Source organism: Kribbella sp. NBC_00889, assembly GCF_045207705.1.
Lineage (GTDB): Bacteria > Actinomycetota > Actinomycetes > Propionibacteriales > Kribbellaceae > Kribbella.
Genome location: NZ_CP108783.1, coordinates 1260856 through 1277080, shown reverse-complemented (window position 1 = coordinate 1277080; position 16225 = coordinate 1260856). Strand labels below are relative to the sequence as shown.

Here is a 16225-nt window from a genome sequence, read left to right as displayed (position 1 = left end):
GGGACTGCTGAATCAGGAGTACGTGACCTCGAGGACGCCGATCACCTTGTTCAGGCGGGCGGCGACGCGGCCGGCGTCGAAGCCGTCGCCTTCGACGGTGATGTTCAGCGTGCCTTCGTCGAGGGAGAGCGCGAGTTCGCGTACGTCGTACGGGTTCAGCATGACGGCGATCCGGGCCAGCATGCCTTCGGTCTCGACGACGCGCGCGGTGAAGACGGTGACCGTTCGTTCGACGGCGAGCAGGGTCATCGCACGACCTCCTTGTGACGCAGCAGACCGAACGTGACGCCGTCGACGAGCGCCTCCCAGGACGCCTCGACGATGTTGTGGCCGACCCCGACCGTCACCCATGAGCCCTCGCCGTCCGCGGTTTCGATCAGGACTCTGATGACCGCGTCCGTCCCATGCCCCTGATCGAGGATGCGGACCTTGTAGTCGACCAGCTCGAACTTGTTCACCACCGGGTACGCGCGTTCGATCGCAGTACGAAGCGCGTGGTCGAGGGCGTTGACCGGGCCGTTCCCCTCCCCCGTGACGATCTCCCGCTCGCCGCCCGCGACCAGCTTCACGGTCGACTCCGACACCGCCTCGCCGTCGGCGCGCGACTCGGTGATCACCCGCCAGGACTCGACGTCGAAAAAGGATGCCCGTTTCCCGGTGACCTCTTCGGTCAGCAGCAGTTCGAACGACGCGTCCGCCGCCTCGAACGTGTACCCGCGGGCCTCCATCTCCTTCACTCGCTCGGTCACGCGGCCGACCAGTTCGCGGTCGTTGCCGAGGTCGAACCCGAGCTCGCGGCCCTTCAGTTCGACACTCGCCCGCCCGGCCATCTCGGACACGAGCATCCGCATGTCGTTGCCCACCCGGGCCGGATCCGTGTGCTGGTAGAGATCGGGATCCACCTTGATGGCACTGGCGTGCAGCCCCGCCTTGTGGGCGAAGGCGGACACACCGACGTACGGCTGCCGGGTCGACGGCGGCACGTTAGTCACTTCGGCGATCGCGTGGGCGATCCGGAACGACTCGGCCAGCTTGCCGGCCGGGAGGAGGTCCAGGCCCCGCTTCAGCTCGAGGTTGGCGACGATCGCGAGCAGGTCGGCGTTGCCGGTGCGTTCGCCGTACCCGTTGATGGTGCCCTGGACGTGCGTGACGCCGGCCTCGACGGCGGCGATCGTGTTCGCCACCGCGCAGCCGGCGTCGTTGTGACAGTGGATGCCGAGGCGCGCGCCGGTGGAGTCGAGGACGTCGCGGACGATGTCCTGCAACTCCCGCGGCAGCGTGCCGCCGTTCGTGTCGCACAGGGCCACCACGTCGGCGCCGGCCTCGACGGCTACTCGTACGACTTCCAGCGCGTAGGCCCGGTTGGCGCGGTAGCCGTCGAAGAAGTGCTCGGTGTCGAGGAAGACCCGCTGCCCGTTCTCGCGCAGATGGCGGACCGTGTCCGCGACCATCCGGAGGTTCTCGTCCAGCGTCGTCCGCAGCGCCCGCTCGACGTGCGCATCGTGGCTCTTGGCAACGAGTGTGACGACGCCGGCGCCGGAGTCGCGCAGGGCCGCCACCTGCTGGTCGTCGGCCACCGCGGTCTCGGGTTTGCGGGTCGCGCCGAAGGCCGCGAACGTCGCGTTCCGCAGGTGCAACTCGGTCCGGGCTTGCTCGAAGAACTCGGTGTCCTTGGGCACCGCGCCCGGCCAGCCGCCCTCGATGAATCCCACGCCCAGGTCGTCCAGGTGCCGCGCAATGGCGATCTTGTCGGCCACGGACAGCGCCAGCCCCTCCTGCTGCGCACCGTCGCGCAGCGTGGTGTCGTAGACGTGGAACTCGTCCGAGATACTCATGATCGGCCTTCCGGTGGGGGCTGGCGGGCAAACAAAAAACCTCCCGCAAGGTGCGAGAGGTCTGCGCGCTCAGGTACTGCTGGCTGAGCGCGCCTAGATAATGATGGCCCGGTAGTTCTTCATGACATTTCGCAGTCTGCCACACAATGTCCACACCGTGGCGGACCCGTCTCGAATCACGAACATTCAGTACGCCAACCAGTACTACGGCGCCCGCCACAGTCCACCCCGCCAAAGCCCGCTCCCCCACCACCCCGCCGGAACCCGCTCCCCCACCACCACCCGCCGGAGCCCGCTCCCAAACGAACGGATGTCCCCTCCCCGTGTGGGTTCTCCGTTCTCATACGACCGGATATCCGGCTCTCGTGCCTGATGTGTGGGCGATGCGTGCGGCGCCGCGGGGCTGGCGTGGGTTGTGTCTTGTCGGGGTCAAGTCAGCGGCAGGTGGTCGTCGAGTCGTGGATGCGGGCGCGGTTCAGCGTCGGTGGCGAACCGTGATCCACGAACCGATCCCCGACACCGCGCTCGCCACGGCAGCGCAGAAGCCACGACAGGGAGCGAGCCCCGGGCGGGGTTCGGCGTACAGCTCGACAGGAGGTGTCGGTCCAGGGACCACGTCTGCTGGGGGAATTACGCCTGAGACCGGCCGGATCGCGTCGACACGTCCTGTCGAACTGCACGACCGCATCCCCTCAACCCCCACCACACCGACGATCACCCAGCCACCGAGCACGACGCCGGACAACCCGTCGACTTGCCGGTTGTTCGCTCGAGTTCCGGCCGGACAACCAGCAATTCCAGGGGTTGTCCGTTCATATCGCAGGGTGCCGTGCGCCGGGCTCGCCCTCGGACGGCTTTGCGGTGGGGGCGCGGACAGGAACCGGGGACCTCGGACAAGGTATTTCCTGTCCGCGATCCCCAGATGGTGTCCGCGGCCGCCGCGACCAGCGCAGTACGACGCGCTGTCCCGGAACGAGACCGGCCGAAACCGACCCACACATCAGACAGAGGAGCCGGATATCTCCCCGAGACCGGGGGGCCGGTGCGGGTGGCGTGGGCGGGGTGCGGGTGGGGTGGGGGGGTGCGGGGGTCAGGCGGTCAGGGTGGTTAGGGACCAGCCGGGGTCGTCCCAGGCGGTGTAGAAGTCCTCGCGGCTGAGTGGGCGCAGGCCCCACTCGTCGCGGTCCAGGGCCTGGTCGGTGAGCATGCCCTCGTCGTCCTCGACCCGCTGCCACCAGTACCTGGTGATGGTGCCGTCCTCGGCCGCGCCGATCTGGCGGACCACGACCCACTCCCCCTCGTGCCAGACCGCCTCGTACAGCCAGTCGGTGCCTTCCTCGTCGGCCACCGCGCCGTACGTGCGAGGCGCGGTACCGCGGTCGAGGTCGCGGATCAGCTCGACGGTCGACCGGATCGCGGCGACGGTCTCGGGCGACCAGTCACGCCGCCCGGCGAGCTCCGCGTAATAGGCCTCGACTTCGTCGGGGAAGCTGCTCATGCCGCCCGACCCTACCGAACCCCGGACCCTGAGAGCTGAAAGGATCCTGTGAAAACGACCCGCTCGAGGAAACGACCCGGGGGTGACATGACGAACGGCCCGGTGGAAGCTCCACCGGGCCGTCGTACGGGCGACTGATCAGCAGACTCTGGTCATCCAGTTGTGGGTGTCGGGGGTGCGGCCGTACTGGACGTCGAGGAGGGCGCTGCGGACCGCGGCGGTGACCGGGCCACCGTTGCCGTCGGCCACCTGCACCTCGCCGTCCTTCCACTTCAGCGACGCGACCGGGGTGATCACCGCGGCCGTGCCGCAGGCGAACACCTCGCGGATCTTGCCCGACGCCGCACCGTCGCGCCACTCGTCGATCGAGATCTTCCGCTCGGTGACGGTGTGGCCGAGGTCGGTGACCAGCTTGAGGATCGAGTCCCGGGTGACGCCCTCGAGGATGGTGCCGGACAGCTCCGGGGTGACGACCGAATTGTCGTCGAGGACGAAGTACAGGTTCATCCCGCCGAGCTCCTCGATCCACTTCTTCTCGACCGCGTCGAGGAAGGCGACCTGGTCGCAGCCCTGCTCGATGGCTTCGGCCTGCGCGATCAGCGACGAGGCGTAGTTGCCGCCCGTCTTGGCCGCGCCGGTGCCACCGGGGGCCGCCCGGGTGTACTCCTCGCTCAGCCAGATCCGCACCGGCTTGACGCCGTTCGCGAAGTACGAGCCGGCCGGGGACGTGATCACGCAGTACGTGACCTCCGCGGACGGCCGGACGCCGAGGAACGGGTCCGATCCGAACATGAACGGCCGCAGGTAGAGCGACGTCTCGCCGCCACCGGGGACCCAGGCCTTGTCCAGCTCGACCAGCTTGCGCAGCGAGTCCAGGAAGGCGTCCTCGGGCAGCTCAGGCAGCGCGAGCCGGCGCGCCGACTTCGCGAACCGGGCGGCATTGGCCTCGGGACGGAACATGTGGATCGAGTCGTCGGGATGACGGTAGGCCTTCATCCCCTCGAAAATGGTCTGGGCGTAGTGGAACACCGCGGTGGCCGGAGACAGCTCCAGCGGTCCGAAGGCGGTGATCCTCGCGTCGTGCCAGCCGTTCTCCTTGGTCCAGGTGGCGATCGCCATGTGGTCGGAGAAGTACTGCCCGAATCCCGGGTTCGCCAGGATCGTGGCGCGCTGGTCGTCGCTGGCCGCATGGGTGGTTGGCTCAACGGTGAATCGCAGATCGGCGCTCATAGCCGCACCGTACCTCTTGGCCGACTGGTCATGCGAGCGTCAGCCGATCGCGCGCTTGGTGATGGCGTCACCGATCTCCGCGGTGCTCCGGACGGCGCCGGTACGCTCCGCGATATCGGCCGTGACAGCCTCCTCGATCGCCGCCGCGGCCTCGGTCAGACCGAGGTGGTCGCACAACAGCGACGCGGACAGGATCGCCGCGGTCGGATCGGCCTTCTGCTGACCGGCGATGTCCGGCGCGGAGCCGTGCACCGGCTCGAACATGCTCGGCGCCGTCCGGTCCGGGTTGATGTTGCCGCTCGCGGCCAGCCCGATACCACCGCTGATCGCGGCCGCCAGGTCGGTGATGATGTCGCCGAACAGGTTGTCGGTGACGATCACGTCGAACCGGGCCGGGTCGGTGACCAGGAAGATGGTCGCCGCGTCCACGTGCAGGTAGTCGACCGCGATCTCCGGGAAGTCCGCGGCGACCTTGTCGACGGTCCGCTTCCACAGGTGGCCGGCGTACACGAGCACGTTGTTCTTGTGCACCAGCGTGAGCTTCTTGCGCGGCCGCGCCTGCGCCCGGGCGAACGCGTCCCGGACCACGCGCTCCACGCCGTACGCCGTGTTGACGGAGACCTCGGTGGCGATCTCGGCCGGCGTACCGACTCGCAGGGCGCCACCGTTGCCGACGTACGGGCCCTCGGTGCCCTCGCGGACGACGACGAAGTCGACGTCGCCCGGGTCCGCCAGCGGGGAGCCGACGGAGGGGTAGATCTTCGACGGGCGCAGGTTCACGTAGTGGTCGAGGGTGAACCGGAGCTTCAGCAGCAGGCCGCGCTCGAGCACCCCGGACGGGACCGACGGGTCGCCGACCGCACCGAGCAGGATCGCGTCGTGCTTGCGGATCTCCTCGAGCTCGGCGTCCGGCAGCGTCTCGCCGGTCGCGTGCCAGCGCCTCGCGCCGAGGTCGTACTCGGTCCGCTCGAACGTCACGCCGTGCTGCGCGGCTACCGCGTCCAGCACCTTCAGCGCCTCGGTGGTCACCTCCGGACCGATACCGTCACCGGGGACCACGGCCAGCGTGAAGTTCTTCTTGTCGCTCACTTCTTGGGTTCTCCCCCATTGTCGCGGCGGTTCATAGCCTCTTGGACGGCCCCGGCCTCGGACGCGGTCACGCTCCCCCGGCGCGCCGGACGGCGACGGCGGGTCGCCTTCCGTTCCCGGGCGTCGATCGCGGGCCAATTGGCCGGATACATGTCGTACATGCTGCTCCTCCCCAGACAGGATGCGGGCGGCAGGATGCCGACGAATTTACTCTGACGTCCGACTATTTCACCACTATGCGGGCACGATGTCCCGGAATGTGAGATGCCAGTGCAGGCGCTGGGCCAGAGCTGTGCAACTCTCAACCGGTGAGTGCTCCTCCAGAACTGCCGCCGCTGGTTTCAGCGGCCCTCAGCCTGTCCGGCCGGCGTGGATTCGTCAGCTCCACCAGGAACGAGACCGGCCGGCTGCTGGCGACTCTCGCCGCGTCGAGGACCGGTCTGCTCGGTGAGCTCGGGACCGGCTGTGGCGTGGGCTCCGCGTGGTTGCGCAGCGGCGCCGCGGAGAGCACCCGCATCGTCACCGCGGAGAGCGACCCGCAGCTGGCGCAGGCGGTGGCGGAGCTGTTCGCCGCCGACGAGCGGATCGAGGTCGTTTCGGCCGACTGGACCGCCCTGATCGAGCGCGGCCCGTTCGCGCTGCTGTTCGTGGACGCCCGCGAGGCGAAGCTGTCGGCCCGCGACATCATCGCGGACGTCGTCGAGCCGGGCGGCTTCGTCGTCCTGGACGACTTCACGCCATCGGCGGTCTGGCCGCCCATGTACGAAGGCCGGGTCGACACGCTCCGGCAGGAATGGCTGATGGACAAGCGGTTCACCACCGTCGAGGTGATGGTCGCGCCGGACGCCGCCGTACTGCTGGCCACCCGGCACTGACACTGGCCCTGAAACACAGGCACTGAAACAGCCGAGAACGAAGGCGGGCCCGAGCCATAGGTGGCTCGGGCCCTTGCCGGCCGCCATGCGCCTGCGGGCGGCCGACCGCCTCCAGTAAATCAGTCGTTCGTCTGAATTACGCCTCCAGGTCCACAGTGCGAGCCGTATCGGCCTGCACCGCACCGGCGATGTCGTCCAGTACGCCGGTCGCGATCGCCGAGTCGACAGCCAGCGCGACCAGCGCCTTGCCGCCCTTGCGGTCCCGGCTGACCTGCATGCCGGCGATGTTCACTTCCGCGTCGCCGAGGATGCGGCCGATCTGGCCGACGATGCCCGGCCGGTCCTCGTAGGTGAGGAAGGCCAGGTGCGCGGACAGCTCGATCTCGACGTCGAACCCGTCGATCTCGACCAGCCGCTCCGACTGCCGGACGCCGATCAGCGTGCCGGACACCGACACCTGGATGCCGTCGGCAAGGGTCCCGCGCAGGGTGATCAGGTTGCGGTGCTCGGGGCTGTCGTGGTCGGTGACGAGCCGGACCTCGAGGCCCCGCTCGGCCGCCAGCAGCGGCGCGTTCACGTACGACACGTTGTCCTCGACCACATCGGCGAAGACGCCCTTCAGCGCGGCCAGCTCGAGCACCTTCACGTCGTACTGCGTGATCTCGCCGCGGACCTCGACGTCGAGCTGCTGCGCGACGCCGCCGGCCAGCGCGGTGAAGATCCGGCCCAGCTTCTCGGTCAGGCCGATGCCCGGCCGGACGTCCTCGGCGATCACACCGCCCTGGACGTTGACCGCGTCCGGCACCAGCTCGCCCGACAGCGCCAGCCGGACCGACTTGGCCACGGCGATGCCGGCCTTCTCCTGCGCCTCGTCGGTGGACGCGCCCAGGTGCGGGGTGGCGATCACGTTCTCGAACTCGAACAGCGGCGAGTCGGTGCACGGCTCGGACGCGAACACGTCCAGGCCGGCGCCGGCCACCCGGCCTTCCTTGAGCGCGGAGTAGAGCGCCTGCTCGTCGACGATGCCGCCGCGGGCCGCGTTCACGACGATGACCTCGGGCTTGACCTTGTGCAGCTCCTCGTCGCCGATCAGGCCGATCGTCTCCGGGGTCTTCGGCAGGTGCACCGAGATGAAGTCGCTGGCGGCGAGGAGCTCGTCGAGAGACGCCAGCCGCACACCCATCTGAGCGGCCCGGCCGGCCTGCACGTACGGGTCGTAGGCGATCACGTTCATGCCGAAGGCGGCCAGCCGCTGCGCGACCAGGACACCGATCTTGCCGAGGCCGACGATGCCGACGGTCTTCTCGAACAGCTCGACACCGGAGTACTTGCTGCGCTTCCACTCGCCGTTCTTCAGCGACTGGTCGGCGGCCGGCACCCGGCGCGCGGTGGCCAGCAGCAGCGCGACCGCGAGCTCGGCGGCGCTGACGATGTTGGAGGTCGGCGCGTTGACCACCATCACGCCGGCCTGGGTGGCGGCCTTCACGTCCACGTTGTCCAGGCCGACGCCGGCCCGGGCAACAACCTTCAGGCGCTTGGCCGCGGCCAGCGCCTCGGCGTCCACCTTGGTGGCGCTGCGGATCAGGATGGCGTCGACGTCGGCGATGGCCGGGAGCAGCTGGGCGCGATCGGCGCCGTTGGTGTGCCGGATCTCGAAATCGGGGCCGAGGGCCTCGACGGTGGCCGGGCTCAGCTCTTCGGCGATCAGGACGACGGGCCGGGTTACGTCAGTCATGGGAGAAGTCTCCTGCAGAAGCGGTAGGGGCTCGAAAGTTCAGAGCACCGCGCTGTGCCCGCTGATGAGATAGTACCTGGTCACCGGTCAGACCCGCCGGGCGACCCGAATGACGGTCAGTCGGTGTCGCAGCTCTGCGGGAGGTTCACCGAACTGCCCTGGTCGACCTTGAGCCGGTTGCCCTCCCGGACCAGACGATAGCGGACGTCCAGCCGGTTGCAGGTCTGACCCTTCGCACCGCTCGAGTTCGGCGAGAACAGCACGGTGAACATCATCCGGACGTTCACGCCCAGCGCGTTGGTGGTCACCTCGGTGATCCTGGCGCCGAAGAAGTACGTCGTCTGGTGGCTGTCCCGGTCCCGTTTCTCCGACAGCGCGCCGAGCAGCCGCTTGGAGTAGTAGGCCGTCCGCAGCCCGCCGAAGTCGTGCTGGTTCATCAGCGTCAGGTAGGTGCCGAGCAGTCCCTGCGCCTCGATCGCCAGCTTGGTCTTCGAGACCAGCAGTTCCGGGACGATCGGGGTCTGCGGTCCGCGCGACCGGTCACAGGTGCCGCCCGGTTCAGGCGTGAGCGCCGGCGCGTTCGGTACGACGTACTCGCGCAACCGGGCGACCGGGACGATGCTCGCGGTCGCGGCGGTGTCACCGACGACCAGGCCGACGACCTGGCCGGACTTGTCGACGACCGGCCCACCGAGCTTGGCCGTGTTCATGATCTCGGTCAGCGCCCGCGGGCGATCCGTCGTACCGACCTTCTGGATCGCCTGCCTCCCCGCGGCGGTGTAGCCGATGTGGGCGCGCTCGGCCTTCCGGTCCGGGTCCGTCGGCGCCAGCGGCACCGGGTCGTCGTCGAGTCGCCCGATCATGCGCAGTACGGCGACTCCGTCCGCACTGGTCCCGAGCAGGTTGGCCCGGCGGATCCGGCCGTCCGGGGTCACGATCGCCATCGAGAGCGATTGCTTCATCGCGGATGCGGCGGTGAGGACCAGCCCGTCACCGATCACGACCCCGCTCGCTTCACCGTTCCCCGCGCACGTCGTCGCCAGGACCCGGACGACCCCCGGGCCGGCCAGGTCCAGGACCTTCGCGGTGTCGATCTTGAGGCTCTGCGCGCGGATCAGCCAGCCGGCCGAAGCGCCGGCGCCGAGGATCAGCAGTACGACGAGGAGTCCGGCCAGGAACCGGCCGAACTTCCACGGCGGCCGTCGTCCACGGCGTGGGGCCCGCGGGGCCGGGGTCTGCAGTTGGGTGAGGACGCCGGCGCCCACCGGCACGCGCCGGGGCGGCCGCGGCAGCGCATGCCTGCCGTCCTCCACCGAGGCTCACCTCCCCCACCATCACCAGTCCAGACCACAATCGTCACCGATTGTGCCAAAGAACAGGGCGGGTCTCACAGTGCCGCGCAGTAGGCGGGGAACTGTGAGACACGCCCTGAGCCCGGACCACCCACCTGGATGGTCCGGGCCTATCACATGGTGGTGTCAGCGGGCTGCCGTGCCCTCCACGTAGTCCTCGTCGTGGGACTTGACCCAGGCCATCAGGCCGCGCAGTTCCTTGCCGACCGCCTCGATCGGGTGCGACTCGCTCTGCTTGCGGAACTCGGCGAACTCCGGCGCGCCGGCGTCCTGGTCGGCGATGAAGCGGGCCGCGAAGGTGCCGTCGGTGATGTCGCCGAGGACCTCCTTCATCCGCTGCTTGACCGACGCGTCGATGATGCGGGGCCCGGACACGTAGTCGCCGTACTCGGCGGTGTCGGAGACCGACCAGCGCTGCTTGGCGATGCCGCCTTCGTAGATCAGGTCGACGATGAGCTTGAGCTCGTGCAGGCACTCGAAGTACGCGACCTCGGGCTGGTAGCCAGCCTCGGTCAGTACCTCGAAGCCGTTCTGGATCAGCGCGGACACGCCACCGCAGAGGACGGCCTGCTCACCGAACAGGTCGGTCTCGGTCTCCTCGGTGAAGGTGGTCTTGATGCCGCCGGCCCGGAGGCCGCCGATGCCCTTGGCGTACGACAGCGCGAGGTCCCACGCCTTGCCGGTGGCGTCCTGCTCGACCGCTACCAGCACGGGTACGCCGCGACCCTCGGTGTACTCACGGCGGACCAGGTGGCCCGGGCCCTTCGGGGCGACCATGAACACGTCCACGCCGGCCGGCGGCTTGATGTAGCCGAACCGGATGTTGAAGCCGTGACCGAAGACGAGCGCGTCACCGTCGACCAGGTTCGGCTCGATGGCCTCCTTGTAGAGCTTGCGCTGGGCCGGGTCCGGCGCGAGGACGACGATCACGTCGGCCTCCTCCACCGCCTCGGCCGGGCTGAGTACGCGCAGGCCCTGGGCCTCGGCCTTGGCCCGGCTCTTGGAGCCCTCGGGCAGGCCCACCCGGACGTCGACGCCGGAGTCGCGCAGGGACAGCGCGTGCGCGTGGCCCTGGGAGCCGTAGCCGAGAACGGCCACGTGGCGGCCCTGGATCACCGACAGGTCGGCGTTGTCGTCGTAGAACATTTCAGCAGCCACTTTGGCGCTCTTCTCCTCTGTAGATATTCGGTACGGCGCTTGTTGTCGGCTCAGCCCTGGCGGGCCGGGGCCACGGGTCGGCCCGGCGGCGGCGCCGGCACCGGGTGATGGGGGCGCTCGGCGGGTTGCGCCTGCAGGTTCGGGGGACCCGACGCGACGTGCGGCGGTGGCACCGGGACCGGCCGTAGCGTGCGGTCGGAAATGGAGCGACTGCCCCGGCCGATCGCCACCATGCCGGACTGCACCAGCTCGCGGACGCCGAACGGTTCCAGCACCCGCAGCATGGCCTCGAGCTTCTCGGGATTGCCGGTCGCCTCGATCGTGATCGCGTCCGGAGCCACGTCCACCACCTTCGCACGGAACAGCTGGACGGTCTCCAGCACCTGTCCCCTGGTCAGGGTGTCCGCCTTGACCTTCACCAGCAGCAGTTCACGCTGCACGGTCTGGCTGGGTTCGAGTTCGACGATCTTGATCACGTTCACCAGCTTGTTCAGCTGCTTGGTGATCTGCTCCAGAGGCTGCTCGTCCACGCTGACCGCGATGGTCATCCGGGACACCTCCGGGTGCTCGGTCGGACCGACCGCGAGGGAGTCGATGTTGAACCCGCGGCGCGAGATCAGCGCGGCCACCCGGGCCAGCACACCGTGCTTGTTCTCGACCAGGATGCTCAGAGTGTGTTTCGACATTTAGAGCTCCTCGGTGTCCCAGGCCGGCGCCATGTCGCGGGCGATCTGGATGTCGTCGTTGCTGGTGCCGGCCGCGACCATCGGCCAGACCATCGCGTCGCGGTGCACGACGAAGTCGACCACCACCGGCGCGTCGGTGACCGCCATCGCCTTCTCGATCGTGGCGTCGACCGAGTCGCGGTCGGAGCAGCGCAGCCCGACGCCGCCCATCGCCTCGGCCAGCTTGGCGAAGTCCGGGATCTGGGCCGAGTGCAGATCGGTGTTGGAGTAACGCTTGTCGTAGAACAGGGTCTGCCACTGCCGGACCATGCCCAGCGACTGGTTGTTGATCACGGCAACCTTGATCGGGATGCCCTCCAGCGCACAGGTGACCAGCTCCTGGTTGGTCATCTGGAAGCAGCCGTCACCGTCGATCGCCCACACGGTCTTGTCCGGCCGGGCGACCTTGGCTCCCATCGCGGCCGGAACGGCGTACCCCATCGTGCCGAGGCCGCCGGAGTTCAGCCAGTGACGCGGCTTCTCGAACGGGAGATAGTGCGCGGCCCACATCTGGTGCTGCCCGACGCCCGCGGTGTAGATGGCGTCCGGGCCGGCGATCTGGCCGATCCGCTCGATCACGTACTGCGGGGACAGGCTGCCGTCCTCGGGCTCGTCGTACGCGACCGGGTACTTGGCCCGCACGGCCTCGAGCTGGTGCCGCCAGGTGTCGTACGACGGGGTCCGGCCGGCGTTCGCGATCTCGGTCTGGAGCGCGGCGATGAGGTCGGTGATGACCTCCTTGCAGTCACCCACGATCGGCACGTCGGCGGCCCGGTTCTTGCCGATCTCGGCCGGGTCGATGTCGGCGTGGATGACCTTCGCCTCCGGGGCGAACGAGTCGAGCTTGCCGGTCACCCGGTCGTCGAAGCGGGCACCCAGGCAGATGAGCAGATCGGAGCGCTGGAGCGCGCCGACCGCGGAGACCGAGCCGTGCATGCCCGGCATACCGAAGTGCAGGTCGTGGGTGTCCGGCAGCGCGCCGCGGGCCATCAGCGTGGTCACCACCGGGATGCCGAGGAGCTCCGCGAGTTCCTTCAGCTCGGCGTGGGCCTGAGCCCGGATCACACCGCCGCCGACGTACAGGACCGGCTTCTCGGCCGCAGCGATCAGGCGGGCCGCCTCACGCACCTGCTTGGGGTGCGGCCGCGTCACCGGCCGGTAGCCGGGCAGCGACAGTTCGGTCGGCCACTGGAAGTCGACCCGCGCCTGCATCGCGTCCTTGGTCACGTCGACGAGCACCGGACCGGGCCGGCCGGTCGAGGCGATGTAGAACGCCTCGGCCACCGTGGTGGCGATGTCGTTCGGGTCGTTGACCAGGAAGTTGTGCTTGGTGATCGGCATCGTGATGCCGCGGATGTCGGCCTCCTGGAAGGCGTCCGTCCCGATCGCGGCGCTGGCCACCTGGCCGGTGATCGCGACCAACGGGACCGAGTCCATGTACGCGTCCGCGATCGGCGTCACCAGGTTGGTCGCGCCGGGCCCGGAGGTCGCCATGCACACGCCGGTCTTGCCGGACGCCGAGGCGTACCCCTGGGCGGCGTGGCCGGCGCCCTGCTCGTGACGTACCAGGATGTGGCGGATCTGGGTCGAGTCGAGCATCGGGTCGTACGCCGGGAGGATCGCGCCACCCGGGATGCCGAAGACGGTGTCCACTCCGGCATGTTCCAGTGCGCGGATCAGAGCCTGTGCCCCGGTCAGCTGCTCACTCATGAGTGCCTTCCCTCAGTCCTGTCACGATATGGCCTTGACGATCTGGCTTGTCGCGACCGATCCATCCTCGCTTGTGGCTGCTGCTTCGCGATATCTGGGTCGCAGATAGTCGCATTGGCAACAAAAAACCCCTTCCGCCGGTTGGCTGAAGGGGCGCGCTCGACTCAGTGGTCGCGTCAGTCGGCGCGCCGCACAAGTACGAGGAGAATCGATCGCATGTAGGCAACAGTCGCCGACGGAATGCGATCGGGTCAAGTTCGGCTCGGCGTTGTCTCATATCGTGAGATGACTGTCTTAGATGCAGACAGCCCCTTCGGATGCGGAGCGGACCAGGCGGGTGTACTTGCCGAGCACGCCCTTGGTGATCGCCGGGGTCTTCGGGGTCCAGCCAACCTTGCGGCGTTCGAGTTCCTCCGGGCTGATGTGCAGGTCGAGCGTGCGGTTCTTGACGTCGAGGGTGATCCGGTCGCCGTCACGGACGAACGCGATCGGGCCGCCGTCGACGGCCTCCGGCGCGACATGGCCCACGCAGAGTCCCGTCGTACCGCCGGAGAAACGGCCGTCGGTGAGCAGCAGGACCTCTTTGCCGAGGCCCGCGCCCTTGATCGCGCCGGTGACCGCGAGCATCTCGCGCATCCCGGGGCCACCCTTCGGGCCTTCGTAGCGGATCACCACGACGTCGCCGGGGTTGAGTCCGGCGACCGCGTCCATGGCCGGGCGCTCCCCGTCGAAGACTCGCGCCGTACCTTCGAAGACGTCGGAGTCGAAGCCGGCGCTCTTCACCACCGCGCCCTCGGGCGCCAGCGAGCCGTGCAGGATCGTGATGCCGCCGGTGCCGTGGATCGGCTTGTCCAGCGCGCGGATGATCGTGCCGTCGACATCCGGCGGGGCGATGTCGGCGAGGTTCTCAGCCATCGTCTTGCCGGTGACCGTGAGGCAGTCGCCATGCAACAGACCGGCGTCGAGCAGCGATCGCATGACGACGGGGATGCCGCCGACGCGGTCCACGTCGGTCATCACGTAGCGCCCGAACGGCTTGAGGTCGCCGAGATGCGGGACCCGGTCGCCGATCCGGTTGAAGTCCGCCAGGGTCAGGTCGACGTCGGCCTCGCGCGCGATCGCGAGCAGATGCAGTACGGCGTTCGTCGAGCCGCCGAGCGCCATCACGACGGCGATCGCGTTCTCGAAGGCTTCCTTGGTGAGGATCTGGCGGGCCGTGATCCCCTTCTGCAGAAGGCCGACCGCGGCTTCGCCGGACTTGCGCGCGTAGCCGTCGCGACGACGGTCGACCGCGGGCGGTGCGGCCGAGCCGGGGAGCGACATACCGAGCGCTTCGGCGGAGGCGGCCATGGTGTTCGCGGTGTACATGCCGCCACAGGCGCCTTCGCCCGGGCAGATAGCGCGCTCGACCGCGTCCACCTCGTCCTGCGTGATCAGGCCACGCAGGCAGGCACCGACCGCCTCGAACGCGTCGATGATCGTGACGTCCTTGTCGCCGAGCCTGCCGGGCATGATCGAACCGGCGTACAGGAAGACCGAGGCCAGGTCGAGCCGGGCCGCGGCCATCAGCATGCCGGGCAGCGACTTGTCGCAGCCGGCCAGCAGGACCGAGCCGTCCAGCCGCTCGGCCTCCATCACGGTCTCGACCGAGTCGGCGATGATCTCGCGGCTGACGAGCGAGTAGTGCATGCCGACGTGGCCCATCGAGATGCCGTCGGACACGCTGATCGTGCCGAACTCCAGCGGATAACCGCCGGCCGCGTGCACGCCTTCCTTGACCGCCTTCGCGAGCCGGTCCAGGGACAGGTTGCACGGGGTGATCTCGTTCCAGCTCGACGCGACTCCGACCTGTGGCTTGGCCCAGTCGTCGTCACCCATCCCGACCGCGCGAAGCATCCCGCGCGATGCGGTCGCCTCCAGCCCGTCGGTCACCGTCCGGCTCCGTGGCTTCACATCGACCATGCCGGTCACTCTATTCCTCGTAAATCAACAACGCTGCCCTCGTCCGGCCGCGCCGGGTCTCAGGACATCTGGTGTGCCACCGCGGTGGCGAAGGCGGTGAGGGGGTCGGGGGCGTTGGTGTAGCCCCAGGGCAGGCTCTCGATCCGGCCTGTGGTCAGGGCGGCGTGCTCCATTGCCGCTGCCTTCGCGCCGACCGCCTTCAACGCGAACGCCATCGCCCCGTGGGCGGAGATGTCCTCCGGCTGTTGCTCGCGTCCGGGGGTCCACCATTTGTCCCGGGCGGCCAGCAGTTCCTCCCGCCGGTTCGAGACCTCGTGCGTCAGGCGGGCGCCGCGCTGCAGCCGGGAGAGCTCGCTGTCGCCGAGTACGTCGACCCACACCTCGTTGATTACCTGTGCGGCGACGGCACACAGGGCGCTACCCGGCTGTGCGTTCGCCACCACCTGATGACCGAAGTGCACGAGCTCGGCCAGCTCCAGGCCCGACCACTTCGGGGCCAGCACCTGCACCCGTCCGCTGTGCGCGGCGTAGCTGTCGGGATGCCGGTCCACCGCGGACCGAAAGACCTTGTCCTTCACCTCCATCGACGACTGCGGTCCAACCGTCACCCACTGCAGCACCTCCCACGGGGCCGCATCGTCGGGCGCTGCATCGATTGCATGATTCAGTACTGCGCCCGCGGTCCCGAGGACGTCGTGGAAGGACGCGAACTGCTGCTCGGAGACGTACTTCGCGAGACTCCCGCTCCGCACTTCCCAGGCCTCGAACACCAACGTCTGCCCAAGCCACAGCAGCAGATCCGCATCCCCGGGCAATGCCTCCAGCCGCAACTCCAACTGCTCACTGTGCCCGACCGCTGCCTGCCCCAGCCCCACCACCCGCACCGACCGCAGCCCGGTATTCACCGGCGTCGCCTTCAGCAACGCCATCCCCGTCGACAGATCCCCCGCACGCACAGCGGCGTACGCCCGATCGAGCTCGGGATCGGCCCACGCCTGATCAAGCCGAAGCCTGGAGACATCCACGGCCTTGCGAGAGAAGATCCCCATGCTCGGA

At 68.9% G+C, this 16225-nt stretch carries 12 protein-coding genes and 1 pseudogene; 1 reads left to right on the top strand and 12 read right to left on the bottom strand.

Annotated elements, in window-relative coordinates; translation table 11 throughout:
- Positions 1–12: 12 nt before the first annotated feature.
- The 5 genes from OG817_RS06190 to OG817_RS06170 all read right to left on the bottom strand — a co-directional run bounded on the left by OG817_RS06190 (position 13) and on the right by OG817_RS06170 (position 5652).
- On the bottom strand, positions 13–249 hold the full coding sequence (locus OG817_RS06190) for a hypothetical protein (RefSeq protein WP_360451871.1): 237 nt from the start codon (positions 247–249) through the stop codon (positions 13–15).
- Positions 246–1835, bottom strand: coding sequence for a citramalate synthase (cimA, locus tag OG817_RS06185; RefSeq protein WP_406052745.1), 1590 nt, complete (start codon positions 1833–1835; stop codon positions 246–248). The genes OG817_RS06190 and cimA overlap by 4 nt, the downstream gene beginning before the upstream one ends.
- A gap of 1090 nt (positions 1836–2925) precedes the next feature.
- The gene (locus OG817_RS06180) at positions 2926–3333 is read right to left on the bottom strand and encodes a hypothetical protein (RefSeq protein WP_406052743.1); all 408 of its coding nucleotides are present in this window, start codon (positions 3331–3333) and stop codon (positions 2926–2928) included.
- A gap of 138 nt (positions 3334–3471) precedes the next feature.
- A complete protein-coding gene (locus tag OG817_RS06175; protein ID WP_406052742.1) occupies positions 3472–4563 on the bottom strand; it encodes a branched-chain amino acid aminotransferase in 1092 nt (363 codons plus the stop codon).
- A gap of 39 nt (positions 4564–4602) precedes the next feature.
- Entirely contained in the window at positions 4603–5652 is a 1050-nt protein-coding gene (locus OG817_RS06170; RefSeq protein ID WP_406052740.1) for a 3-isopropylmalate dehydrogenase, read from the bottom strand.
- A gap of 308 nt (positions 5653–5960) precedes the next feature.
- Here OG817_RS06170 and OG817_RS06165 point away from each other — a divergent pair, with 308 nt between their 5' ends.
- Entirely contained in the window at positions 5961–6527 is a 567-nt protein-coding gene (locus tag OG817_RS06165; RefSeq protein ID WP_396393984.1) for an O-methyltransferase, read from the top strand.
- Between the two features lie 136 nt (positions 6528–6663).
- Here OG817_RS06165 and serA read toward each other — a convergent pair whose 3' ends face one another.
- The 7 genes and pseudogenes from serA to OG817_RS06130 form a co-directional block, all read right to left on the bottom strand.
- On the bottom strand, positions 6664–8262 hold the full coding sequence (gene serA / locus OG817_RS06160; RefSeq protein WP_360440792.1) for a phosphoglycerate dehydrogenase: 1599 nt from the start codon (positions 8260–8262) through the stop codon (positions 6664–6666).
- A 116-nt stretch (positions 8263–8378) separates the two neighbouring features.
- Positions 8379–9575, bottom strand: a complete 1197-nt coding sequence (locus OG817_RS06155) for a serine protease (RefSeq protein ID WP_406052738.1) — start codon at positions 9573–9575, stop codon at positions 8379–8381.
- 165 nt (positions 9576–9740) lie between these two features.
- On the bottom strand, positions 9741–10760 hold the full coding sequence (gene ilvC / locus OG817_RS06150; RefSeq protein WP_131356552.1) for a ketol-acid reductoisomerase: 1020 nt from the start codon (positions 10758–10760) through the stop codon (positions 9741–9743).
- Between the two features lie 194 nt (positions 10761–10954).
- A pseudogene (ilvN, locus tag OG817_RS06145) lies at positions 10955–11458 on the bottom strand (acetolactate synthase small subunit); the annotation flags it as partial.
- Positions 11459–13207, bottom strand: a complete 1749-nt coding sequence (locus OG817_RS06140) for an acetolactate synthase large subunit (RefSeq protein WP_406052736.1) — start codon at positions 13205–13207, stop codon at positions 11459–11461.
- A gap of 294 nt (positions 13208–13501) precedes the next feature.
- On the bottom strand, positions 13502–15169 hold the full coding sequence (gene ilvD / locus OG817_RS06135; RefSeq protein ID WP_406052735.1) for a dihydroxy-acid dehydratase: 1668 nt from the start codon (positions 15167–15169) through the stop codon (positions 13502–13504).
- A gap of 59 nt (positions 15170–15228) precedes the next feature.
- Entirely contained in the window at positions 15229–16218 is a 990-nt protein-coding gene (locus OG817_RS06130) for a hypothetical protein (protein WP_406052734.1), read from the bottom strand.
- Positions 16219–16225 lie beyond the last annotated feature (7 nt).

Excerpts from the sequence above, each read along its gene's own strand:
- ilvD (WP_406052735.1), bottom strand. The coding sequence starts at position 15,169 with ATGGTCGATGTGAAGCCACGGAGCCGGACGGTGACCGACGGGCTGGAG.
- OG817_RS06175 (WP_406052742.1), bottom strand. The coding sequence starts at position 4,563 with ATGAGCGCCGATCTGCGATTCACCGTTGAGCCAACCACCCATGCGGCC.
- OG817_RS06140 (WP_406052736.1), bottom strand. The coding sequence starts at position 13,207 with ATGAGTGAGCAGCTGACCGGGGCACAGGCTCTGATCCGCGCACTGGAA.
- OG817_RS06180 (WP_406052743.1), bottom strand. The coding sequence starts at position 3,333 with ATGAGCAGCTTCCCCGACGAAGTCGAGGCCTATTACGCGGAGCTCGCC.
- OG817_RS06130 (WP_406052734.1), bottom strand. The coding sequence starts at position 16,218 with ATGGGGATCTTCTCTCGCAAGGCCGTGGATGTCTCCAGGCTTCGGCTT.
- serA (WP_360440792.1), bottom strand. The coding sequence starts at position 8,262 with ATGACTGACGTAACCCGGCCCGTCGTCCTGATCGCCGAAGAGCTGAGC.
- cimA (WP_406052745.1), bottom strand. The coding sequence starts at position 1,835 with ATGAGTATCTCGGACGAGTTCCACGTCTACGACACCACGCTGCGCGAC.
- OG817_RS06190 (WP_360451871.1), bottom strand. The coding sequence starts at position 249 with ATGACCCTGCTCGCCGTCGAACGAACGGTCACCGTCTTCACCGCGCGC.
- ilvC (WP_131356552.1), bottom strand. The coding sequence starts at position 10,760 with ATGTTCTACGACGACAACGCCGACCTGTCGGTGATCCAGGGCCGCCAC.